Source organism: Malikia sp. (assembly GCF_028687635.1).
Lineage (GTDB): Bacteria > Pseudomonadota > Gammaproteobacteria > Burkholderiales > Burkholderiaceae_C > Malikia.
On sequence record NZ_JAQTZS010000006.1, the window covers coordinates 90,808 to 113,862 of the forward strand.

The following is a 23,055-nucleotide window of genomic DNA, read 5'->3' on the forward strand; positions in this document are numbered from 1 at the left end:
CCCTCAGATCTTTATTTTTCCTGAAACAGCATTGGCGACCAATGATGATTTCATTTCCTTGAGAGCGGAAATCTCCCTTAAAACGGAGCTAATTAGCACGTCGTACTGTGCTTTGATTCCTTTGCAGAAGTCCAAGATGGCATCTTGCTCCGGCAGCGGAGGGACTAGCACTGGTAGATTTCCGAGCTTCGTCTTATTGGTGGATGCCAAATTTGTGGTTTTGTTTGCCGTGGTTGTGAAGTAGCGTCGAGCGTAAGAAACGCCGGTAATTAGTGCAACAAATTCTGGCCGTACGCGTTTGAGTATGCGGACTGAAAAAACGTGGTTCTGATGAAGGCACTCTTCTATCTGCCCATCCCAGCAGTTCCCGCGCCCAAGCTTGTCAATGTCGCCGCCCTCGGTGACAAGGATGTCACCTGTACGCAAGAGGTAGTTCTTGGCCTCTTGCATAGGTAGTACGATTTCCGTGATAGCGGAGAGATCGATATACCCATCCTGTACATTGGCAACTCGAAGGTAGGGAAAAGATTTTGTCGATTTGGATGGTGCGTGGTTTTTTCCCAATGTCACACCGCTTTGTACCGTTGAGATGTGCTTCAAAGGAGCTATTTTCCAGTGCTCAGGGACCGATTCGATCCACTCAGATTCGCCTTTCCTAAAAGGAATTGACTGATTCATACCCAAAGTCACCGCCCGATTTACTTGGACAGAGCGCTGCTCGTTAAGCAACTCGATCAAACGTTCTTTCTTCGCAATCGCGGAATTAATTTCGATAGTTTTCTGGTCGAGGAAGGCAACGATACGGTCTTGTTCGTCCTTGTCCGGGATGGGTAAAGGCAATTCACGGAACTCGGTAAACCTGAAATCGGTTGAGCGCTCTCGAATACCCTTCGACAGAGATTCGATGTACCCAGAGTGCGCCATGTATCGCAGCAGATAGGCGTAGTAGTAGCTGTTGACCGGGTACTCGCTGCGAGGAACGCAAGCGGCATACACAGGCGTTGATTTTCCGTCTGAATCGGAAACGCCAATCGCACCGGCAAAGGCGTCCATCGCATGGATCACCAAGTCACCCTTGCGGATGCCTTGGTAGCCATGTTCTTGAATCGCATTGGTGAAGCCTTCAGTTCTGCGGTTGGTGCGCAGCGTCACTTGACCATCCCGAAATGCCGTCACCACATCGTCTTCGGGCCTTACGGGGCGCTCCATCCTGTTGAACAGCCACTTGGCGCGTTCAACGCCCCAGTGGCTCGGAACCTTTTCGATCCACTGAATGCCGCTCGGCTTGTAGCTCTCGTAGCGCTGCATCACGCCAGTTTTTTCAGTCATTTTTGTAGTTCTTCCTGTTCAGTCCGTGGCGCAGTGGCCGGGCGACTCGCCTCGATTTCCCTGGCCAGAAACGGTGCACGTCGGCGCAATCTGGCCTGGCTGATGTCACCTCGGTGGAACTCCTCTGCGTATTCTTCACGCAGCTTCAGGCATTCATAGTCATTGAGCTTGAGGCGGTCGATGGTGGCTTGCACCTTCTTCTGAATGTCCGATGGCAGGTCAGGTGTCGGAATCACCTGATACCCCACCAACTCCATGCGGAACCAGCCGTTATCGATCTCGAAGGGATCGAGCACATCCTGATAGTCGTTCTTGCGGCTGTTCATCAGCGAACATGCCAATCGGTAGTTGCGCCATTCGTAGATTTCGTGCCAATCGACCGACTTTGGCAGCATGTGATCCACCGACGCAGCGCCCGTCACGCGCTCGATGTAAAAGCTCATGTAGGCACAGACGCGGCCATAGGCTTCGAGAAGTTCGGGCAAAACCTCTGTCCAGATGGGAGGAAACTTGTCAGCCGGTATTTCATCTGGTGATGCCGCTATCACTTCCCTCGGCCGACCTCGACGCTTGGGCAATCCGGGGCTGCCTACCATCTCGGCAATGGCCCGCAAGCCTGGCTGCCTGACCTTGCTGTCGAAGTCAGCAGGCTCTGGCGCTCGCTCCACCCGGATCATGCGCCGCCTTCCAGTCGATCCCGGAACCGGCTCCAGCGAATCCAGAACGCATCCACATCACTCAGGCTGGCCCGCAGTTGGTCGTCGATGTGTTGCAATTGCTGCCTTTGCTCGTCGGTCAGTACGTTGTGTGTCATCGCCACCGTCCGTAAAAAACCACGGGCCAGGCCCAGTGCTTCCTCCGCCTGCACCGAAGCCGGCTCCTTCAGGTTGAACACCTCGGACGCCAGCCAGGCATTCACATCGCCTTTGCGTGACCAAGGGTAAAGATGTGCATGAACTTCGTTGTCGATCAGATCAAAGTCCCAGATGCAGTCCTCCTCCGGGTTGAAGCTGGGTTCGACCGATGCCAGCACCAGGGGTGAATGGGTGGCGGCCAGCAGCTGGACGGGCACCTCGCGGCTGCCTGTCAGGGCGTTCATCACGTTCAGCAGGGCCGGGACGATGCGCCGCTGCCACTGCGGGTGCAGGTGGCACTCGATCTCGTCCACCAGGAAAATGATTTCGCGCGCTGGATTCACGCGAAAACGCTCGCAGGCCAGTTGATGCTCACGCCAGGTCCAAACCAGCAGATACGCCAGCGCGGCAATCCTGCGCATGCCGGCCGAGGCGTGAATCAACGGCACGTCCTGACCGTAGGGCATGCGAAGTGACGGCAGATCCTTGACGCTGTCGCCCACGCGCATCGGGGTGCCAGGTCGAATCTTCTCGATGCCCGATGGCGACAGCGCATCCAGCACCTTGACCAGATCGTCGAAGGCCGGTTTGCCGGCTTCCTGCCACAGCACCCAGTCATGTAGCAGACCATTGCACAGCTGAGTCTTGCCATCGCTGGCTTGCAAGCCGTTCCAGACCGCTTCAGGGCTGAAGTCGAAGCTGCGGGGGCGGTTCGGCGTTGCAGCTTCATCCTTGTCGCCTTTCCAGTAGTTGCGCGCGGGGTCCCAGACCGAGAAGCTGCCATCGACGCCGGCATAGATCACCACGCCTGGGATCGCTTGACGCCCCTGGCTGACCAGCCACTGCTGGGTTTCATGATCGAACACGCGTTCACCGGCATGGTCGCCGGTGCTGCCCGTGTAGCGGTAGCCGATGCTGGAATCGTCCGCGTCCTGGCGTGGTGCGGCCATGACCCCGCGTGCCCAGGTCCGTGTCAGCGCCCACCAGGCAATGTCGAGCACGAAGCTCTTGCCCAGGCCGTTGTCGCCGGTCAGAAAGTTCAGGCGAGATTTGAAGTCGATGACCAGCCTCTGAGCCGGGCCGACGCCTTTCAGCGTGAGCTGGTTCAACATGCCTTGCCCCCCACGAAGCTCACCAATGCTTTCAGCAGGCCATCGGTTTCAGCCTCCAGCGCCAGGATTTCCGCCGTGACTTCTTCCAGGCTGCGCAGCGGCTTGTGCTGATAGAAATACTTGTTGAAGCTGATCTCGTAGCCGATCACGGTCTTGTCGATCGCGATCCAGGCCTCATCCACATGCGGGCGCACTTCGCGCATGAAGTAGTCGTGGATCACGCTGGAAGCGGACAGGTTTCTGTCCAGTGCCAGCGGCACGTTCTCGGTATCGCGCAGTTCGCTGTCCGGCTCGTACTCGATGTATTCGCCGGTCGGCGTGGCCACATAGCCATGGTCACCGAGCTTGTCGCGGGTGGTGCTCAGCTGTGCCAGCAACTCGCCCAGCTTGGCGCCGTTGAGCTTGTGGACCTTCTTGATGACCTTCTCGGCCCGCTCGTCGCGCCAGCTGACGGCGTTCAGGATCTGCTTGCGCTGCGGCGCTGTCAGCTTGAGCTTGAGAGCCTTGAGCGCGTCATCGACGATGGACTCGAAGCGGTTGAAGTCGAGGTATTCCCCGCTGCCGATCTTCCCCGCCAGTTGCTGTGCGGCCTGCATCAGGTCGCGCTGCTCGCGCCAGGTCGACTCGGACAGCAGTTCCTTGCGGTTCTTGGGCGAAAGGGTGATCTCTTCGCGCTCCAGGTGGGCTTCGATGGCCTCGGCGTGCAACTTCAGGTCGGTGTAGACCTCGTCGCCGTACTTGCCGTACACCCACTTCATGCTGTCCTGCAGGCCCGGCGTGAAGCGCAGCGTGGCGATGCGCTCGGGGCTGAACTGGGCTGCCAGTCGCAGCGGACGCTCCACCGTGACCTTGTAGTAGCCGAAGTCGCGGTTGTGGAAGACCTTGGAAATGCCGGCGTTCGGCATCTCCAGGTAGAGCTGGGTGATCTGTTGCAGGTGCTCGGCGCTGAACTCGCAGTTCTTCTCGCCCAGGTTCTTGCGCAGCTTCTGGTACAGGTTGCTGGCGTCTATCAGCTGCACCTTGCCCCGTCGTGGCTCGGCCTTGTTGTTGGACAGGACCCAGACATAGGTCGTGATGCCGGTGTTGTAGAACAGGTTGTTCGGCAGCTGGATGATGGCTTCCAGGCAATCGTTCTCGATGATGTAGCGGCGGATGTTGCTTTCGCCGCTGCCCGCATCCCCGGTGAACAGAGCCGAGCCGTTATGGACCGAAGCGATGCGCGAGCCCGTGAAGCGACCGTTCGGGCTGTCGCTGCGGCGCTTCATCTTGTTGATCATCTCCATCATGAACAGGAGCTGACCATCCGACGAGCGCGGAATCGCCGGGTAGAAGTCGTGGTCCTCTTCGGTGAATTCCGTCAGGTTGACCTGGAAGCGGTGGTCGATCACGTCCTTGCCATCGACGATGCTCTTCTGGTCGCTCTTCCAGCTCTTGCCGTAGGGCGGATTGCTCAGCATGAAGTCGAAGCGCGTGCCCGAGAAGTCGTCGGTCGCCAGCGTGGAGCCGAACTTGATGTTCTCCGGGTCGTTGCCCTTGATCATCATGTCGGACTTGCAGATGGCATAGGTCTCGGGGTTCACCTCCTTGCCGTAGAGGTAGACGCCCACCTTGGCCTTGATCTCGCCCTCGGGGTCAATGATGAAGTCCTGAGCCTCGGTCAGCATGCCGCCACTGCCGCAGGCCGGGTCGTAGATGGTCAGCGGGTTGGGCAGCTGATCCTTGACCGGAATGAAGACCAGATTGGTCATGAGCTGGATCACCTCACGCGGCGTGAAGTGTTCGCCGGCCTCCTCGTTGTTCTCTTCGTTGAACTTGCGGATCAGTTCCTCGAAGACGTAGCCCATGCCCAGGTTGGACAGCCCCGGCTGGGGGCGCCCGTCCGGGCCTTTGCGGTCGTGGGGGCTGAGGTTGATCTCGTCGGAGACGAACTTCTCGATCACGTCGTGCAGCACGTTCGACTGCGCCATCTTGCGGATCTGGTTGCGCAGGTCGAACTTCTCGACGATCTCCTTCACGTTGTCCGAGAAGCCGTCGAGGTAGTTCTTCAGGTTGGCTTCCAGTTGCGAGGGGTTGCCCAGCAGCGACTTGAGCGTGAAGCGGGAGGTGTTGTAGAACACGTAGCCCGATGCCTCGCGCAGGCCGTGCGGATCGAGGTCGGCCATCTCCGCGTCCTCGCGCTGGAAGCGGACCTCTTCGAGCACCGCTTCCTTGCCGGGCTCCAGCAGGCAGTCCAGGCGGCGCAGGACGAACATTGGCAGGATGACATCGCGGTACTTGCCGCGCACGAAGACATCCCGGAGGCAGTCGTCGGCGATTGACCAGATGAAGCTGACGATCTTGTTGTGTACTGAGTGATCCATGGGTTTTCTGTTCTGCACTGGGCATGGGCCAGTGTCTTGCATCATCGATGCGATGGCGCCTTGCGCTTGGCAGGCGTCCGAACGGGCTTAGATTGGTTATCCTGCAAATATACTGCTTTTTGCGATGTTTTGACGACCGCAATATCAGCGCATCGAGGCGCTTTTCTCTTGCTGATTCTTGATCAATATCAAAGTTTGAATTGATAAAAAATACGGTCATCAGAAATACATAATTTTCGATTGTAATATTACTGCCGTAAAAACCAATTTCAAACAAGACCTGCATCCGAGCGTGAATGCGCCGGGTTCAGGTTATTTTTTTGCTTTCCATGTCGGCTATTAAATTCACGAATTTTCGAGTGGGCACGCGACTGGGCATGGCTTTTGGCGGCATCCTGCTGCTGATGGTCATGTTGTCACTGATAGCCGTCTACGGGTTGCTGACCCTGCAGGCGGAACTCGACCAGGTGGTTCACGACAACAACGTCAGGATGGAGCACACCAACACCATGATCAACGGCATCAATGGTGTCAGGGTCAGCCTGCGCAACGCGGTGCTCATCACCGACGAAAAAGGCATGCGCGAGCAGCAGGCCAAGCTCAACCAGGCGCGCGAAGTCTATGAGCAGGCTCGCCGCGCGCTGATGGCGATGCCAGCCAGCGAGCATGGCCAGGTCTTGCGCGACCAGATCGACGCCGCCGCCGCCGCCGCGCGATCGCTGAACAACCAGGTGCTGGAGCTTGCCCTGACCCAGCGCGATCAGGAGGCGCTGGCCCTGCTGCGTGAGAAGGGCGCGCCCGCGACCGATGCCTGGCTCGGCCTGCTCGAGCAGCTGCTCGAGCTGCAGAAGCAGCGCAACGCGCAAGCCGATCAGGAGAGCCAGCAGGCCAGCCAGCGGGCGCTGGCCTGGCTGATCGGCGGCAACCTGTTTGGCATCGCGCTGACCGTGCTGCTGGGCGCGCTGGTGGCGCGCTCGATCACGGGCCAGCTCGGTGGCGAGCCCACGACCGCGAGCGAACTCGCGCGCTCGATCGCCAACGGCGACCTCAGCGTCAAGGTCGAGCTGCGCCCGGGCGACAACAGCAGCATGCTGGCGCAGCTCCAGATCATGACCCAGAGCCTGGCGCAGGTCGTCAGCCAGGTACGCCTGAACGCCGAGGGCGTCGCCAGCGTCAGCAGCCAGATCGCGCAGGGCAACCTCGATCTGAGCCAGCGCACCGAGGAGCAGGCCAGCTCGCTGGAGCAAACCGCGGCCTCGATGGAGGAACTCGGCGGCGCCGCGCGCCAGAACGCCGACACCGTCAAGCAGGCCACTCAACTCGCGCTCAGCGCGTCCGACGTGGCCACCCAGGGGGGTCGGGTGGTCGAGCAGGTCATCGGCACCATGAAGGGCATCAACGAGGCTTCGACCAGGATCGCCGACATCATCAACGTGATCGACGGCATCGCGTTCCAGACCAACATCCTCGCGCTCAACGCGGCGGTCGAGGCCGCGCGCGCGGGTGAACAGGGCCGTGGCTTCGCGGTGGTCGCCAGCGAGGTGCGCAGCCTCGCGCAGCGCAGCGCCGAGGCGGCCAAGGAAATCAAGACCTTGATCACGACCAGCGTCGAGCGCGTCGAGCAGGGCAGCGTGCTGGTCGATCAGGCGGGCACCACGATGGCCGACGTGGTCACGGCGATCAAGCGCATGACCGACCTGATGGCCGAGGTCAACGTCGCGATCAACGAGCAAAGCGCCAGCGTGACCCAGGTCAGCGACGCCGTGACCGAGATGGACCAGGTGACGCAGCAGAACGCTGCCCTGGTCGAGCAAAGCTCGGCCGCGGCGCAGAGCCTCAAGGACCAGTCGCGGCAGATGGTCCAGGCCGTCTCGGTCTTCACGCTGTCCTGAAGCCGGCCGGGCCGGGCTTGGGTCTCAGAGCAGGGCGCCGCTCTTCTCGCCGCGCTCGTAGACCACATGGGCGCGGCCCACGATCAGCGGGTCGAGCTTGCCCACCGTCTCCAGGTCCTTGTTGCCGTAGTTGAGCTTGTGCAGCACGTAGCGCAGCGCGTTGAGGCGGGCGCGCTTCTTGCAGTCGCTCTTGATCACGGTCCAGGGGGCATCGGCGGTGTCGGTCTCGAAGAACATCGCCTCCTTGGCGCGGGTGTAGTCGTCCCATTTGTCGAGGCTGGCGAGGTCGACCGGGCTGAGCTTCCACTGCTTGAGCGGATGCACCTCGCGCTCTTTGAAGCGGCGGCGCTGCTCGGCCTGGCTGACCGAGAACCAGAACTTGATCAGGTGCACGCCGCTGCGCACCAGGTGGCGCTCGAAATCGGGGACCTGGCGCATGAACTCCTGGTATTCGGCGTCCGAGCAGAAGCCCATCACGCGTTCGACGCCCGCGCGGTTGTACCAGCTGCGGTCGAACAGCACGATCTCGCCGGCGGTCGGCAGATGCTGGACATAGCGCTGGAAATACCACTGGCCGCGCTCGACCTCGCTCGGCTTCTCCAGCGCGACCACATGCGCGCCGCGCGGGTTCAGGTGCTCCATGAAGCGCTTGATCGCGCCGCCCTTGCCGGCAGCATCCCGGCCCTCGAACAGGATCACCACGCGCTGGCCGGTTTCCTTGACCCAGGCCTGCAGCTTGAGCAGTTCGACTTGCAGCTGGTATTTCTGCGTCTCGTAGCTCGAGCGCCGCATCAGGTGCTTGTAGGGGTAGCCGCCGTCGCGCCAGTCGCTGGAGAGCTCGTCGTCGGGGTGGCCCTTGACCGGCACCGGCTCTTCGAGCAGGGCCTGGCGCAGCACGGCCAGGTCGTCGGCCGAGGCGCCTTCCAGCGTGGCGCGCAGCGCGGCGGCGCGCTGCGGCGGGGCCAGTTCGCGATTGTCGAGCAGGCCCTGCACGGCGGCCAGTTGCTGGTCCTGTGCCGCCGCGGTCGCTTGCTGGGGCACATGGCGGGCTAGCGCGGTCGCTTCGAGCTTGGGAGCCGTATCGCCTTGCTTGACGGCGCGCGGCTTGGCCGGGGCCGCGGCGCGCTGGGTCTTGTCCGGGCCGGGGAGGTCGTTGGCGGAAAGGTCGTCCGGGAGCTTGGTGTTCAGGGTCTGGCTCATGTAAAAAATTTCAAAATTGATGAAAAAATTTTGCCACGTTTTTATGATTGCATCGCATGTCCGACCAAACCATTTCGATGGCCGGCCCGAAACAGTTTAGCCGCCATGATCAGGCGCGGCCGTCCTTGAGCGCGTGCGCGGCTTCGGTCACCAACCCCGGCCCGCTGTAGATCAGTCCACTGTAGATCTGCACCACATCGGCGCCGGCCGCGATCTTGGACAGCGCGTCGGCGCCGCTCATGATGCCGCCGACGCCGATGATGGGGTAATCCTTGCCCAGCCGCGCGCGCAGCTGGCGGATCACGGCGTTGCTGGCTTCGAGCACCGGCGCGCCCGACAGGCCGCCGGCTTCCTCGGCGTGTTCCAGGCCCTTGACCGCTTCGCGGCTCAGCGTGGTGTTGGTCGCGATCACGCCGTCCATGCCGTGGCGTTTCAGGGTGTCGGCGATCACGGCGACCTGGGCCTCGTCGAGGTCGGGCGCGATCTTGACGAACATCGGCTTGTAGGCGCCCAGCTGGTCCGCCAGCTCGGCGCGCTTGGCCGCCAGCGCGCCGAGCAGCTGGTCGAGCGCCTCGTCGCTCTGCAGCGCGCGCAGGTTCTTGGTGTTGGGGCTGGAGATGTTGACCGCCACGTAGTCGGCGTGCGGGTAGACGCCTTCCAGGCAGACAAGATAGTCATCGGTCGCGCGCTCGATCGGCGTGGCGGCGTTCTTGCCGATGTTGAGTCCCAGCAGCATGCCGCCCGGCTTCGGATTCTGGCGCAGCCGGGAGCGCTTGACGTTGGCGATGAAGGCGTCGAGCCCCTCGTTGTTGAAGCCCAGGCGGTTGATCAGCGCGTTCTTCTCGGGCAGGCGGAACATGCGTGGCTTGGGGTTGCCGGGCTGGCCCTTCGGGGTCACGGTGCCGACCTCGACGAAGCCGAAGCCCAGGGCGCCCCAGGCGTCGATGCAGCGCGCGTTCTTGTCCAGCCCGGCGGCCAGGCCGACGCGGTTGGGGAACCGCAGGCCGGCGAGCGTGACCGGGTCGTCGATGCGCGGCTGAGCGGCCAGGCACATCAGCGGCGAGTGCTGGAGCTTTTCGAGCTTGTCGATCGTGAGCTCGTGCGCGACCTCCGGGTCCATGGCGAACAGCAAGGGGCGGGCGAGCGAGTAGGGCAGCATTGACATTGGATAATCTCGGATCTAGGCGGGCCGGATTCGGCCCCATCCGTCAATTCTCCCAGATTGCTTCCCCATGACCAATCCTTCCCTGACCCAAGACGAACTCAAGACCCTGGTTGGCCAGGCCGCGCTGCGCTACGTCCGGCCCGGCGAGATCGTCGGCGTCGGCACCGGCTCGACCGTCAACAAGTTCATCGCCGCGCTGGCGTCCATGAAGGACCAGATCAAGGGCGCGGTCTCCAGTTCCGAGGCCTCGACCGAGCGGCTCAAGGCGATTGGCATCCCGGTGTTCGACTGCAACGAGGTCGACGAGCTGTCGGTCTATGTCGATGGCGCCGACGAGATCGATGCCAGCGGCTTCATGGTCAAGGGCGGCGGCGCCGCGCTGACGCGCGAAAAGATCGTCGCGGCCCAGTCCCGGCTGTTCGTCTGCATCGCCGACGAGTCCAAGCTGGTCAAGCGCCTGGGCGCCTTTCCGCTGCCAGTCGAGGTGATCCCGATGGCGGCGCGGCGCATCGCGCGCCAGTTCGAGGCGCTGGGTGGCCGCGCGACGCTGCGACTGAAGGATGGCGCGCCGCTGGTGACCGACAACGGCCAGCAGATCCTCGATGTGACCGGCCTGCGGATCGACGATCCGATGGCCTTCGAGGACATGGTCAACAACTGGCCCGGTGTCGTGACCGTCGGCTTGTTCGCCTTCCAGAAGGCTGGCGTCTGCCTGCTCGGCACGCACGACGGCGTCAGGACGCTGGAATACTGATCCGGTTGCGGGCGGCATCGGTGCGTCAGCGCCTGCGCGCCATGGTGCCATTGGCGGCGGCGTTGCTGCTGCTGGCGCTGCAGCTCTGGCCCGGTGGCGCTGCCGCGCTGCGCTTCGAGCGCACGCGCTTCGTGCAAGGGGCCTGGTGGGAGCCGGTCAGCTCGCAGTTCGTGCATCTGAACCTGTCGCACGCGCTGGCCAATGCCGCCGCGCTGCTGCTGATCGCCTGGCTGCTGCGCTCGCTGCTGGGCAGCGCGAGGCAGTCGGGCCTGCTGGCGGGTGCCCTGGCTGGCGTCGCGCTGCGGCTCGTCATCGATGTCGACTGCGCCTACTACGCTGGCTTCTCGGGGGCGCTGCACGGCTGGCTGGGCGGCGCGCTGGCCGTCCTGCGCGAGCCGGCTGGCAGGTTCGCGCCCTGGCGCTGGGGCCTGCTCGGGCTGCTCTTGCTCAAGGTCGGACTCGAACTGGCTGGCCGGCTGCCGACGGCCTGGAATTTCCCGGTCTATTACCCCTCACACGCGGCCGGACTGGCGGGCGGACTGTGCGCGGCCGGATTCATGCGGCTGGCAGGCCGCACGCGGGCCTCGCTTGAAGCGCACCAGCAACGCGGCTGAAAGCAGGGCCAGCAGCTCGGGCCAGCCTGCCGAGCCGCCGCCGCCGGAGCTGGGGTTTTCTGCCGGCAGCTCAGGCGCCGGGTGGGCTTGCAGCCAGTTCACCGCCGCCGCCGCATCCAGCATGCCGGCGCCACAGCGCCGCTCGCCCGCGCAGTAGCTGTTGTCTGGGTAGGCGCGCGCCGATTGCATCAGCGCGACCTGAACCTGGTCGGGGGTCCAGTTGGGCTGCTGGCCGAGCAGCAGCGCTGCCACTCCCGAGACATGGGCGGCCGCAATGCTGGTGCCGTTCACGAAATCGTAGCTGTTGGAAGTCGTGTAGAGCGAGTCGTTGTCGTTGGTCAGCCGCTTCACGCCCTGGCCGCCACCCGGCGCGCTGAGCGTGGCGTCGGGACTGGCGTTGGAGTAGGACGCCAGATCGCCGCGCCGGGTATGGGCCGTCACCGAGATCACGCCCCGGCAGTTGGCGGGCTGGCTCATCGCTGTCGTGACGAGCGGGCCCTCATGGTTGCCCGCCGCCGCGACCACCAACGCGCCTCGCTCGCGGGCCCGGTCGACGGCCTCCTGGAAGGCATTGCCGCAGCTGCCGTCGGCCCCCATGCTCAGGTTGATGACGCGTGCCCGGTTGGGGTTGATGGCTGGCGCATCGAAGCGCGACGGTACCGCGGGTACCGCCAGACCCACGGCCCAGAACACCCCGGCAATGACGTCCGAGACATAGCCGCCGCACTTGCCGAACACCCGCACCGGCAATATCCGGGCCGCCGGTGCGATGCCCGCGATGCCCCGCCCGTCGTCGGCCATGGCCGCGATCGTGCCGGCCATCATCGTGCCGTGCCAGCTGCTGGCACTCACCGTGCAGCCCGCGAACACGGCCTGTTCAATGTCCTGTCCGCTGACCCAGTCGCCGGGGTCGCTCGGGTCGCTGTCCCATTGGCCGTTCTGGTCATTGGCGGTGTCGGGGTCGCTGACGAAATCGTGGCCCGGCAATATCCGGCCTGCCAGTTCGGCGTGGGGTCTGATCCCGGTGTCGAGCACGGCGACGACCACGCCCGGCCCGGACGCAATCGCTCCCCGTGCGAAATCCCAGGCGCCCGGCAGGTTGCTGGCGCCTTCCATTCCCGGGGCCGGTGGCTGCAGGTTCCACTGGCGCGTCCCGTAATACGCGTCATTGGGCACGAACTGGGGGTAGATGGGCTCGTCGATTTCGGCGTATTCGACCCTGGGGTCCTGGTTCAGCTGCCGGACCAGCTGCTGCATCCCGGTCCGGGTCAGTCGGCGCTCGGTCGCGGCGACATGCAGATCGGCGCCGAGGGACTTGTGCAGGGAAAAATGCACCGATCCCAGCGCTGACCCGTTGGGTGGCATGCGCTGGGCGAGGTCGCCGATCTCGAGTGCGGCGGTCCGGGTCTGGATCGATGCCACGCCAGCACGGGCCGGCCTGAGCTTGACGATCAGGCGTTGGTGAAGGCGTGCATCCGGGGCTATGACCAGTCTGGCGCTGGCTGACTCGGGTGTGTGAACGGCTGCTTGAATGCTGGCCGGCGACAGCGCGCCGGCCAGGGCGGTCAGACCCCAGGCGATCAGCCCGGTCCTGGCGATTTGAATCATTCTGAGGCCCTCCATGCCGGAGAGCCTCCCAGCCCTCTGGCGAGGATGTTAGCCCGCCATGCCCTGATGGCGCAACAGCGCGTCAATGCTTGGCTCGCGACCACGGAAGGCCTTGAACGAGTCCATCGCGGGCCGACTGCCGCCGGCTTCGAGCACCTCGCGCCTAAAGCGCCGGCCGGTTTCGAGGTCCAGCGTGCTGCCGCCGTTGGCCGGTGCGGCCTCCTCGAAGGCCGCGTAGGCATCGGCGCTCAGCACCTCGGCCCATTTGTAGCTGTAGTAGCCCGCCGCGTAGCCGCCCGCGAAGATATGGCTGAAGGTGTGCGGCGTGCGGCTGTAGGCCGGCGGCTGGATCAGCGCGACCTCGCCACGCACCTGCTGCTGCAGCGCCATGAAGTCGCCGTCCGCCGCGCCGCCGCTGTGCAGCAGCATGTCGAACAGCGAGAACTCGATCTGGCGCAGCGTCTGCAGCCCGCTCTGGAAGTTCTTGGCCGCCAGCATCTTGTCGAACAGCTCCCTGGGCAGCGGCGCGCCAGTGTCGACATGCGCGGTCATGCCCGAGAGCACATCCCATTCCCAGCAGAAGTTCTCCATGAACTGGCTCGGCAGCTCGACCGCGTCCCACTCGACGCCGCTGATGCCGGACACATCGCGCTCCCGGACCTGGGTCAGCAGGTGGTGCAGGCCGTGGCCGAACTCGTGGAACAGCGTGATGACGTCGTCATGCGTCAGCAGCGCCGGCTTGGTCCCGACGGCCTCCGAGAAGTTGCACACCAGCTGCGCCACCGGCGTCTGCAGGCGGGCGTCATCGGGGCGCAGCCAGCGCGCGCGCACATCGTCCATCCAGGCGCCGCCGCGCTTGCCCGAGCGCGCGCCCGGGTCGAGGTAGAACTGGCCGATCAGCTGGCCCGAGCGTTCGAGTCGGAAGCACTTGACGCTGGGATGCCAGACCGGCGCCTGGTCGGGGTGGATCTGCACCTCGAACAGGGTCTCGACGATGCCGAACAGGCCCTCGAGCACCTTGGGCGCGGTGAAGTAGGGCTTGACGTCCTGCTCGCTGTAGGCGTAGCGCGCCTGGCGCAGCTGCTCGCCGATGTAGGGCCAGTCCCAGGCCTGCGGGTCGGTGAGACCCAGCGACTCGGCCGCGAACGCGCGCATGTCGGCCAGGTCCTGCTCGGCGTAGGGGCGGGCCTTGACGGCGAGCTCGCGCAGGAAGGCGATGACCTGCTCAGCCGATTCCGCCATCTTGGGCACCAGCGAGACGGCGGCGAAATGCGGGTAGCCCAGCAGCTGGGCCTCTTCCTGGCGCAGCGCCAGCAGCTCGCGGATGATGGCGCCGTTGTCGAACTTGACCGCATCGCCCTCGGCCTGGTCGCTGGCGCGGGTGACGTAGGCGCGGTAGAGCTTCTCGCGCAGGCCGCGGTTGCGGCCGAACTGCATCAGCGGCAGGTAGCAGGGCAGCTTGAGCGTGAGCTTGTGGCCGTCCTTGCCTTCGGCTTCGGCGGCGGCGCGGGTGGCGGCCCGCGTGTCCTCGGGCACGCCGTCGAGCTCGTCGGTGCTGGTGTAACAGGTCCAGGCATCGGTCGCGTCGAGCGCGTTCTCGCTGAACTTCTGGCCCAGCTCGGCCTGGCGCTCCTGGATCGAGGCAAAGCGCTCCTTGGCCTCGCCCTGCAGCTCGGCGCCGCCCAGCACGAAGCCGCGCAGCGCGTTGGTGCGGGCCTGGGTCTGCTCGGCGTTCAGTCGCGCCGGGTCCATCGCCTTGTACTTGGCATAGAGCCGTTCGTCGGCGCCCATGCGGGTCCAGAACTCGGTGATGCCAGGCAGGGCGGCGTTGTAGGCGGCGCGCAGCTCGGGCGTGTCGGCCACGCTGTTGAGGTGACTGACCGCGCCCCAGGCCCGGCCCAGGCGCTCGGTCGCTATGTCGAGCACGCGCGCCATGGCCTCCCATTCGGCCGGGTAGTCGGCGGCCACGACCTGTTCGAGCGCCTGCTCGGCGGCCTGTTGCAGCTGGGCGATGGCGGGCTCGACATGCTCGGGCTGGATCGCGTCGAACAGCGGCAGGTCGGCGAAGTCGAGCAGCGGGTTGGCGACGCTGCTCAGGGCGACGGATTCGGGGACGGTGGTGGCGTTCATGTCAGGCAGTTGGGGCTGGTGGCGGGAGATTGCAAGGTGGCTGGATGGGTGATTATCGGGTGCCGTCGCTGCCGGGTGCGCACACAAAAAAGCCAACCTCGCGGTTGGCCTGAAAGTGAGCTGGCGGCTGATTCTCAGCAACCAGTCGCGTCCACACGGGACGCCCGCATTATTTCTGGTGGGTCTTCTTGCTGCTCTTCTGGGTCGGCTTCTTGGCCCGCTTGACCAGGCCGCCGAAGGTCAGGCGCTCGTTGCCGAGCACGCGGACTTGCTTGACCTCGGGGCGCTGGCCGCCCTTGGAGCTGTACTTGAGGACCTTGACATCGCGCGGGCCCGGCATGCGGTCCTCGTCGATGGCCTTTTCCTTCTCGGGGATCGGGCGCCAGAGCACCAGCAGCTTGCCGATATGCTGGATGGCGGCGGCGTCGAGTTCCTCGGCGAGTTGCTCAAGGTAGGCGGCGCGCTGGTCGCGGTCATCGGAGAAGACGCGCACCTTGATCAGGCCATGGGCCTTGAGCGCGGCGTCGACTTCCCTCTTGACGGCTTCGGTCAGGCCATCGCCGCCGATCAGGACGACCGGGTCGAGATGGTGGGCATCCGAGCGGAAGGGTTTGCGCTGGGCGGGTGTCAGAATGATTTGAGGCATGGCGCGATTATCCCGGATCGTCCGCTCCGGTGGAACTGCGGCTTCGAGCGCGCTAGGAGGCACGCCGGCAAGATGGTAGCCGACGTGGGACAATCGAAGCTGCATGAAAGTAAAAACGCAGAGCAAGAAGGTCAACAAGGCCTGGCTGAACCAACACGTCAACGATCCCTGGGTCAAGCTGGCCCAGCGCGAGGGCTATCGCGCGCGCGCCGCGTACAAGCTCAAGGAGATCGATGAAACCTTCCACCTGATCCGGCCCGGCCACTGCGTGGTCGACCTGGGCTGCGCGCCCGGGGCCTGGAGCCAGTACCTGCGCCGGCGTCTGTCGCCGACGGGCGCGGCGGTGGGCGAGCTCAACGGCATGATCGTCGGCCTCGACCTGCTGCCGATGGAGCCGATCGAGGGGGTTCAGTTCATCCAGGGCGACTTCCGCGAGGAGGCCGTGCTGGCCCAGCTGGAGGACAAGCTGCTGCTGCCCGACGGCGGCCACCGCCCGGTCGATGCCGTGGTGTCGGACATGGCGCCCAATCTGTCGGGCGTGGATTCGGTCGATGCCGCGCGCATCGCGCTGCTGGTCGAGCTGGCGGTGGACTTCTCCAAGGCCCACCTCAAGCCCGACGGCGCGCTGGTGGTCAAGCTCTTCCATGGCGGCGCCTACCAGGACATGGTCAAGCTGTTCAAGGACAGCTTCAAGCTGGTCAAGCCGATCAAGCCCAAGTCCTCGCGCGACAAGTCGTCTGAAACCTTTCTGGTCGGAATCGGTCTCAAGTAAAGCGGCATGGGTTCTTGCCATCCCCGGCATTGGCAACGGTTGTGACCCGCCTGTGTCAGGCCGGCGCTTGAAAGACCTAGAATGGCGCCCATCTATCAGTACATTGCGTTTTCGTTCGGGAGTCCGTTTTGAACAACCCCTGGTTTTCCAAAGTTGGCGTCTGGCTCGTCGTAGCCATGGTGCTGTTCACCGTCTTCAAGCAGTTCGACGGCAGGACCAGCGCCGGTGCCGGCTACATGGGCTATTCCGAGTTCCTCGATGAGGTCCAGGCCCAGCGCATCAAGAAGGCCACCATCCAGGAGTCTCCCGGTGGCACCGAGATCGTCGCCGAGACGGTCGATGGCAAGCGCGTGCGCACCACCGCCACCTACCTCGACCGTGGCCTGGTCGGCGACCTGCGCGCCAACAACATCGACTTCGACGTGCGTCCGCGCGAGGAGGGCTCGCTGCTGATGACCCTGCTGGTCAGCTGGGGTCCCATGCTGCTGCTGATCGGCGTCTGGGTCTACTTCATGCGCCAGATGCAGGGCGGTGGCAAGGGTGGCGGCGCCTTCAGCTTCGGCAAGAGCAAGGCCCGCATGCTCGACGAGAGCACCAACACCGTGACCTTCGCCGATGTCGCCGGCTGCGACGAGGCCAAGGAAGAGGTCAAGGAAGTGGTCGACTTCCTGAAGGACCCGTCCCGGTTCCAGAAGCTCGGCGGTCGCATCCCGCGCGGCCTGCTGCTGGTCGGCCCTCCGGGCACCGGCAAGACCCTGCTGGCCAAGTCGATCGCTGGCGAAGCCAAGGTCCCGTTCTTCAGCATCTCGGGCTCCGACTTCGTCGAGATGTTCGTCGGCGTTGGCGCGGCCCGCGTGCGCGACATGTTCGAGAACGCCAAGAAGAACGCGCCCTGCATCATCTTCATCGACGAGATCGACGCGGTCGGCCGCCAGCGTGGCGCTGGCGTCGGCGGTGGCAACGACGAGCGCGAGCAGACCCTCAACCAGATGCTGGTCGAGATGGACGGCTTCGAGACCAACCTCGGCGTGATCGTGATCGCCGCGACCAACCGCCCGGACATCCTGGATGCCGCGCTGCTGCGCCCGGGCCGTTTCGACCGCCAGGTCTATGTCACGCTGCCCGACATCCGGGGTCGCGAGCAGATTCTCAACGTCCACATGCGCAAGGTGCCGCTGGGTACCGATGTCAACGCCGACATCATCGCGCGCGGCACGCCCGGCATGAGCGGTGCCGACCTGGCCAACCTCTGCAACGAGGCCGCGCTGATGGCGGCGCGCCGCAACGCGCGCGTGGTCGAGATGCAGGACTTCGAGAAGGCCAAGGACAAGATCATCATGGGCCCCGAGCGCAAGTCCATGGTCATGCCCGAGGAAGAGCGCCGCAACACGGCCTACCACGAGGCGGGTCACGCGCTGATCGGCAAGCTGCTGCCCAAGTGCGACCCGGTGCACAAGGTCACCATCATCCCGCGTGGCCGTGCCCTGGGCGTGACCATGAGCCTGCCCGAGAAGGACCGCTACAGCTACGACCGCGAGTTCATGCTGAATCAGATCAGCATGCTGTTTGGTGGCCGCATCGCCGAAGAGGTGTTCATGCACCAGATGACCACCGGCGCCAGCAACGACTTCGAGCGCGCGACCCAGATCGCGCGCGACATGGTGATGCGCTATGGCATGAGCGAGGCGCTCGGCCCCATGGTCTACGCCGAGAACGAGGGCGAGGTGTTCCTGGGCCGCTCGGTCACCAAGACCACGCACATGAGCGAGGACACCATGCGCAAGGTCGACGGCGAGGTGCGCCGCATCATCGACGAGCAGTACGGTCTGGCCCGCCGCCTGATCGAGGAGCACAGCGACAAGATGCACGCGATGGCCCATGCCCTGCTTGAGTGGGAGACCATCGAGGGCGATCAGATCGATGACATCATGGCCGGCAAGCCGCCGCGCCCGCCCAAGGACTTCGTGCCGCGCAAGCCGCCAGCGGGTGGCGGTGGCGATGGTGGCACGCCCTCGGTCAAGACCGACCCGGCACCCACCGCGGCCTAACCAGGCCAGCATCATCCGACCGGGGCTTGTCCCCGGTTTTTTATTCCTCAGCAGCGCAGGCAGCCTGCGTCATGGCCGAAATGACCGCCGAAACCCTCCATCCCGCTCCCGTCTGGAAAACCACCCGCTTCGAGATCGCCCTGGACCAGCCGCAGGTCATGGGCATCGTCAACGTCACGCCGGATTCCTTCTCGGACGGCGGCCGGCACGATGACCCGGTCCGCGCGTTGGCGCATGCCGAGCAGCTGCTCAAGGACGGCGCGACCATCCTCGACATCGGCGGCGAGTCGACCCGCCCGGGCGCGCCGCCGGTGCCGCTGCAAGAGGAGCTCGACCGGGTGCTGCCTGTCTTGCGTCTGGCACTCAAGCTCGGCGTGCCGCTGTCGATCGACACCTACAAGCCCGAGGTCATGCGGGCCTGCCTGGACCTGGGCGCCGACATCATCAATGACGTCTGGGCGCTGCAGCGGCCCTTTGCCAACGGGCAGGGCAATGGCGTCGAGGTGGTCGCCGCTCACCTCGATTGCGGCGTCTGCCTGATGCACATGCACCTGGAGCCGCAGCGCATGCAGGTCGCGCCGATGACGGGTGACGTGGTGCCGCAGGTGGCGGATTTCCTACGGCAGCGCGCCGATCTGCTGCGTGCGCGCGGCGTGGCGCCCGGGCGCATCGTCGTCGACTACGGCATCGGCTTTGGCAAGACCGTCGAGCAGAATTTCGCGCTGCTGGCGCGCCAGGACGAGGTGCTGGCGCTGGGTTATCCGCTGCTGGCGGGCTGGTCGCGCAAGTCCTCGCTCGGCAGCGTGACGGGTCAGCAGGTGCCCGCGCAGCGCGTGGCGGCCAGCGTGGCCGCGCATCTGCTGGCGATCGAGCGCGGTGCACGCATCGTGCGCGTGCACGATGTGCGCGAGACGGTCGACGCGGTCCAGGTCTGGCGGGCGATGCACGCGCAGCAGCGATAATCGAAACCTAAAGCCAGAGAGGAAGCTCACTTCATGACCCGCAAGTATTTCGGCACCGACGGCATTCGCGGCACCGTTGGCATCCATCCGATCACGCCCGACTTCGTGCTGCGGCTCGCCCATGCGGTCGGTCGCGTGCTCAAGCAGAAGGAAGCGCGCCCGCTGGTGCTGATCGGCAAGGACACCCGGATTTCGGGCTACATGCTTGAGTCCGCGCTCGAGTCCGGTTTCAACTCGGCCGGTGTCGATGTGCTGCTGCTCGGTCCGGTGCCGACGCCCGCGGTGGCCTATCTGACCCGCGCGCAGCGCGCCAGCCTGGGCGTGGTGATCAGCGCCAGCCACAATCCGTTTGCCGACAACGGCATCAAGTTCTTCAGCGCCCAGGGCGCCAAGCTGCCCGACGACTGGGAGCTGGCGGTCGAGGCCGCGATCGCCGAGCCGCGCGTCTGGGCCGACTCGGCCTCGCTGGGCCGGACCAAGCGCCTGGATGACGCGGCCGGTCGCTACATCGAGTTCTGCAAGAGCACCTTCGACAAGGAGCTTTCGCTCAAGGGCCTGAAGATCGTGGTCGATGCGGCGCACGGCGCGGCCTACCAGATCGCGCCCAAGGTGTTCCACGAACTGGGCGCCGAGGTGACCGCCATCGGTTGCAGCCCGGACGGGCTCAACATCAACGACGGCTGCGGCGCGACCCACCCCGAGGCATTGGTGGAGGCGGTCAGGCAGCATCAGGCGGACATCGGCATCGCGCTCGACGGTGACGCCGACCGGCTGCAGGTGGTTGATGCACAGGGACGCCTGTACAACGGCGACGAATTGCTCTATCTGCTGGCTGCCGAGCGGCTGGCGCGCGACGAGGTGGTGCCCGGCGTGGTCGGCACCTTGATGACGAACATGGCGGTGGAGGTCGCGCTCAAGGCCAAGGGCTGTGCCTTCGTGCGCGCCAAGGTCGGCGACCGCTACGTGCTGGAGGAGTTGCACCGCCACCACTGGTTGCTGGGCGGCGAGGGCTCGGGCCATCTGCTGATCCTGGACCGGCAGGCGACGGGTGACGCGCTGGTGTCGGCCTTGCAGGTGCTGCAGGCATGCGTGCGCGGCGGCAAGACCCTGGCGCAGCTGCTGGCCGGCGTCGAGCTGTTCCCGCAGGTGCTGATCAACGTGCGGCTGCAGCCGGGGCAGGACTGGAAGAGCAACGCGACGCTGCAGGCCGCTATTTCAGCGGCCGAGGCCGAGCTGGGCGAGACCGGCCGCGTGCTGATCCGCGCCAGCGGCACCGAGCCGCTGCTGCGCGTGATGGTCGAGGCCCGCGACGCCCGGCAGGCCAAGGAGCTGGCCGAGCGCATGGCCGAGGCCGCGCGCGGCTGACGTTCAGTGCTGCGCCGAGAGTTCCTTGGCGTGGCTTTCCAGCACCAGCCGGTCCAGGCTGGCCAGCGGCAGGTTCATGAACAGCTCCAGCCGCAGGTGCATGCGGTGCATGACCTGCTTGAACATTTCCAGCAGCGCGTCATGGTCGCCCTCGGCCAGCATCGGGTCGGGGTAGGACCAGTGCGCGATCGCCGGATGGCCGGGCCAGACCGGGCAGGTCTCGCCGTGCGCATCGTCACAGACCGTGATGACCAGATCCATCCGCGGCGCTTGGGGGGCGCTGAATTCGTCCCAGTTCTTGCTGCGCAGTCCCGCGGTGCTGACACCGGCGCTCTGCAGCGCTTCGAGCGCTAGCGGGTGCGGCCGGTGGTCGGCGTTGGCCTGGGTGCCGGCCGAGAAGGCGCGAAAGCGTCCCTTGCCGATGTGGCTCAGGATGGCTTCGGCCAGGATGCTGCGGGCGGCGTTGTGCGTGCAAAGGAACAGGACGTTGATGGGCGGGTGATCGGTCATGGACGGTTGGACAGGGCTCAATACACCTGGGGCACGATCATCGAGTCGGGCACCGGGTGGCGGATGTAATCGGGATTGCGGACGCGTGCCGGCAGCACGACCTCCGGTTTCTCGATCTCATGGTACTCGAAATGTGTCAGGAGGTGATTGATGCAGTTCAGGCGCGCCTTTTTCTTGTCGTCGGCCGGAACGATCCACCAGGGCGCTTCCTCGATGTGGGTGCGCTCGAGCATGGTTTCCTTGACCTGGGTGTAGGCCTCCCAGCGGCGGCGCGATTCCAGGTCCATCGGGCTGAGCTTCCACTGCTTGAGCGGGTCGTGGATGCGACCCAGGAAGCGCAGGTGCTGCTCGTCGTCGCTGATCGAGAACCAGTACTTGATGACCTTGATGCCGGAGCGCACCAGCATGCGTTCGAACTCGGGCACCGAGCGGTAGAACTCCTCGTACTCGTCGTCGTCGCAGAAGCCCATGACCTTTTCCACGCCAGCGCGGTTGTACCAGCTGCGGTCGAACAGCACCATCTCGCCCGCGGCGGGGAGGTGAGCGACATAGCGCTGGAAATACCATTGCGTGCGCTCGCGGTCGTTGGGCGCCGGCAAGGCGACCACGCGGCAGACGCGCGGATTCAGGCGTTGCGTGATGCGCTTGATCACGCCGCCCTTGCCGGCCGCGTCGCGACCTTCGAACAGGATCACGACCTTCTGCCTGGTCGCCGCCACCCAGTCCTGCAGCTTGACGAGTTCGCCCTGGAGCTTGAACAGCTCGCGGAAATAGGCCATTCGGGAGGCCTTGTGCTCGTCCGTGTTGCTGGCGCCGAGGTCGACACCGAGTCCCTCGGGGTTGCGATCCTCGATTTCCAGTTCCAGCTCTTCATCGTAGCTGTCGAGCAGGTCGCGCTCGATGCGCTTGATCAAATCTTCGTGGTTGGAGGCAGCCATGCGAGGTCCCAGGATAAATGTGGGTTGCATCGTATGTGTTTTTCATGTCAGTTCCGTGACGGAAATGGGCGTCAGGCATCCGGCCACGGCAGGACAGGCGTGCCGCGATCGTCGCCGGGCCGCTGCTTTGGGCCTATGATTTGGCTTCAGATCCATGCGCCCAGAAGGACCGCCCCATGACCGTGATCGTCGTTGCCAATCCCAAGGGTGGGGTCGGCAAATCCACCCTGGCCACCCACGTGGCCGGCTACCTGGCCCGCCATGGCCACAGCGTGATGCTCGGCGATGCCGACATCCAGCAGTCCTCGACGGCCTGGCTGGGGCTGCGTCCGGCCGAGGCGCGCGCCATCCAGTCCTGGGATGCCTCCTCGGCCGAGGGGCTGCGCCCACCCAAGGGCACGACGCATGTGGTGATCGATACCCCGGGCGGTCTGCATGGCAAGCAGGTCAAGGAGGTGCTCAAGCGCGCCGACAAGCTGCTGATCCCCTTGCAGCCCAGCCTGTTCGACATGCTGGCCACGCGCGCCTTCGTCGATGATCTGCAGGAGCGCCGCCGCGCGGCCGGGCTGGACATCGGCGTGGTGGGCATGCGGGTGGATCAGCGCACCATCGCCTCGGAAAACCTGCGCGACTTCTGCGAGGGTCTGGGCCTGCCGGTGCTGGGCTACCTGCGCGACACGCAGAACTACATCCGGCTCGCCATGCGCGGCCTGACCCTGTTCGACGTCCAGCCGGGCCAGGTGGCCAAGGACCTCGAGCAGTGGCGGGCGATCTGCGACTGGCTCGAGGCCTGAGG

Annotated in this window: 19 protein-coding genes; 8 read left to right on the forward strand and 11 right to left on the reverse strand. The window is 64.9% G+C overall.

Annotation, left to right across the window (positions count from 1 at the left end; translation table 11 throughout):
• Nucleotides 1–3: 3 nt before the first annotated feature.
• From PHR85_RS06190 to PHR85_RS06205, 4 genes are read right to left on the reverse strand one after another with little or no spacing between them, the layout of a single operon-like run.
• Nucleotides 4–1,329 (reverse strand): restriction endonuclease subunit S, encoded by a 1,326-nt coding sequence (locus tag PHR85_RS06190; RefSeq protein WP_300051848.1) that lies wholly within the window; start codon nt 1,327–1,329, stop codon nt 4–6.
• Entirely contained in the window at nt 1,326–2,006 is a 681-nt protein-coding gene (locus PHR85_RS06195; RefSeq protein WP_300051851.1) for a hypothetical protein, read from the reverse strand. Before PHR85_RS06195 ends, PHR85_RS06190 begins: the two co-directional genes overlap by 4 nt.
• Complete coding sequence (locus PHR85_RS06200) at nt 2,003–3,295, reverse strand: AAA family ATPase (protein WP_300051854.1); 1,293 nt, start codon at nt 3,293–3,295, stop codon at nt 2,003–2,005. The genes PHR85_RS06195 and PHR85_RS06200 overlap by 4 nt, the downstream gene beginning before the upstream one ends.
• The gene (locus PHR85_RS06205; RefSeq protein ID WP_300051856.1) at nt 3,289–5,655 is read right to left on the reverse strand and encodes a class I SAM-dependent DNA methyltransferase; all 2,367 of its coding nucleotides are present in this window, start codon (nt 5,653–5,655) and stop codon (nt 3,289–3,291) included. Before PHR85_RS06205 ends, PHR85_RS06200 begins: the two co-directional genes overlap by 7 nt.
• Nucleotides 5,656–6,014: 359 nt before the next feature.
• Here PHR85_RS06205 and PHR85_RS06210 point away from each other — a divergent pair, with 359 nt between their 5' ends.
• Complete coding sequence (locus PHR85_RS06210) at nt 6,015–7,547, forward strand: methyl-accepting chemotaxis protein (protein WP_300051859.1); 1,533 nt, start codon at nt 6,015–6,017, stop codon at nt 7,545–7,547.
• Between the two features lie 24 nt (nt 7,548–7,571).
• Here the strand turns inward: PHR85_RS06210 and ppk2 (PHR85_RS06215) are convergent, their stop codons facing one another.
• Nucleotides 7,572–8,747 carry a polyphosphate kinase 2 gene (ppk2, locus tag PHR85_RS06215; protein ID WP_300051862.1) on the reverse strand — a complete coding sequence of 392 codons (1,176 nt, stop codon included), beginning with the start codon at nt 8,745–8,747 and terminating at the stop codon, nt 7,572–7,574.
• A gap of 109 nt (nt 8,748–8,856) precedes the next feature.
• The gene (locus PHR85_RS06220; RefSeq protein WP_300051864.1) at nt 8,857–9,912 is read right to left on the reverse strand and encodes a quinone-dependent dihydroorotate dehydrogenase; all 1,056 of its coding nucleotides are present in this window, start codon (nt 9,910–9,912) and stop codon (nt 8,857–8,859) included.
• A 67-nt stretch (nt 9,913–9,979) separates the two neighbouring features.
• Between PHR85_RS06220 and rpiA the strand changes: the two genes are divergently transcribed.
• Both rpiA and PHR85_RS06230 read left to right on the forward strand, forming a co-directional pair.
• Nucleotides 9,980–10,666 carry a ribose-5-phosphate isomerase RpiA gene (rpiA, locus tag PHR85_RS06225; protein WP_300051867.1) on the forward strand — a complete coding sequence of 229 codons (687 nt, stop codon included), beginning with the start codon at nt 9,980–9,982 and terminating at the stop codon, nt 10,664–10,666.
• 20 nt (nt 10,667–10,686) lie between these two features.
• A complete protein-coding gene (locus PHR85_RS06230) occupies nt 10,687–11,280 on the forward strand; it encodes a rhomboid family intramembrane serine protease (RefSeq protein ID WP_300051870.1) in 594 nt (197 codons plus the stop codon).
• Here the strand turns inward: PHR85_RS06230 and PHR85_RS06235 are convergent.
• The 3 genes from PHR85_RS06235 to yhbY all read right to left on the reverse strand — a co-directional run bounded on the left by PHR85_RS06235 (nt 11,179) and on the right by yhbY (nt 15,664).
• A complete protein-coding gene (locus tag PHR85_RS06235; protein WP_300051873.1) occupies nt 11,179–12,888 on the reverse strand; it encodes a S8 family peptidase in 1,710 nt (569 codons plus the stop codon). The genes PHR85_RS06230 and PHR85_RS06235 overlap by 102 nt on opposite strands.
• A 48-nt stretch (nt 12,889–12,936) precedes the next feature.
• The gene (locus PHR85_RS06240) at nt 12,937–15,018 is read right to left on the reverse strand and encodes a M3 family metallopeptidase (protein WP_300051876.1); all 2,082 of its coding nucleotides are present in this window, start codon (nt 15,016–15,018) and stop codon (nt 12,937–12,939) included.
• A 169-nt stretch (nt 15,019–15,187) separates the two neighbouring features.
• The gene (gene yhbY, locus PHR85_RS06245) at nt 15,188–15,664 is read right to left on the reverse strand and encodes a ribosome assembly RNA-binding protein YhbY (protein ID WP_300051879.1); all 477 of its coding nucleotides are present in this window, start codon (nt 15,662–15,664) and stop codon (nt 15,188–15,190) included.
• A 103-nt stretch (nt 15,665–15,767) separates the two neighbouring features.
• Between yhbY and PHR85_RS06250 the strand changes: the two genes are divergently transcribed.
• The 4 genes from PHR85_RS06250 (at nt 15,768) to glmM (ending at nt 20,811) form a co-directional block, all read left to right on the forward strand.
• Nucleotides 15,768–16,436, forward strand: coding sequence for an RlmE family RNA methyltransferase (locus tag PHR85_RS06250; protein WP_300051881.1), 669 nt, complete (start codon nt 15,768–15,770; stop codon nt 16,434–16,436).
• Between the two features lie 128 nt (nt 16,437–16,564).
• Nucleotides 16,565–18,484, forward strand: coding sequence for an ATP-dependent zinc metalloprotease FtsH (gene ftsH / locus PHR85_RS06255; protein WP_300051884.1), 1,920 nt, complete (start codon nt 16,565–16,567; stop codon nt 18,482–18,484).
• A 71-nt stretch (nt 18,485–18,555) separates the two neighbouring features.
• Nucleotides 18,556–19,446 carry a dihydropteroate synthase gene (gene folP / locus PHR85_RS06260; RefSeq protein ID WP_300051886.1) on the forward strand — a complete coding sequence of 297 codons (891 nt, stop codon included), beginning with the start codon at nt 18,556–18,558 and terminating at the stop codon, nt 19,444–19,446.
• A 33-nt stretch (nt 19,447–19,479) separates the two neighbouring features.
• On the forward strand, nt 19,480–20,811 hold the full coding sequence (gene glmM, locus PHR85_RS06265) for a phosphoglucosamine mutase (protein WP_300051889.1): 1,332 nt from the start codon (nt 19,480–19,482) through the stop codon (nt 20,809–20,811).
• Between the two features lie 3 nt (nt 20,812–20,814).
• Here glmM and PHR85_RS06270 read toward each other — a convergent pair whose 3' ends face one another.
• Nucleotides 20,815–21,321 carry an arsenate reductase ArsC gene (locus PHR85_RS06270; RefSeq protein WP_300051892.1) on the reverse strand — a complete coding sequence of 169 codons (507 nt, stop codon included), beginning with the start codon at nt 21,319–21,321 and terminating at the stop codon, nt 20,815–20,817.
• 17 nt (nt 21,322–21,338) lie between these two features.
• Nucleotides 21,339–22,259, reverse strand: a complete 921-nt coding sequence (ppk2, locus tag PHR85_RS06275; protein ID WP_300051895.1) for a polyphosphate kinase 2 — start codon at nt 22,257–22,259, stop codon at nt 21,339–21,341.
• Nucleotides 22,260–22,435: 176 nt separating this feature from the next.
• Here ppk2 (PHR85_RS06275) and PHR85_RS06280 point away from each other — a divergent pair, with 176 nt between their 5' ends.
• Nucleotides 22,436–23,053, forward strand: coding sequence for a ParA family protein (locus tag PHR85_RS06280; RefSeq protein WP_300051898.1), 618 nt, complete (start codon nt 22,436–22,438; stop codon nt 23,051–23,053).
• Nucleotides 23,054–23,055: the final 2 nt, after the last annotated feature.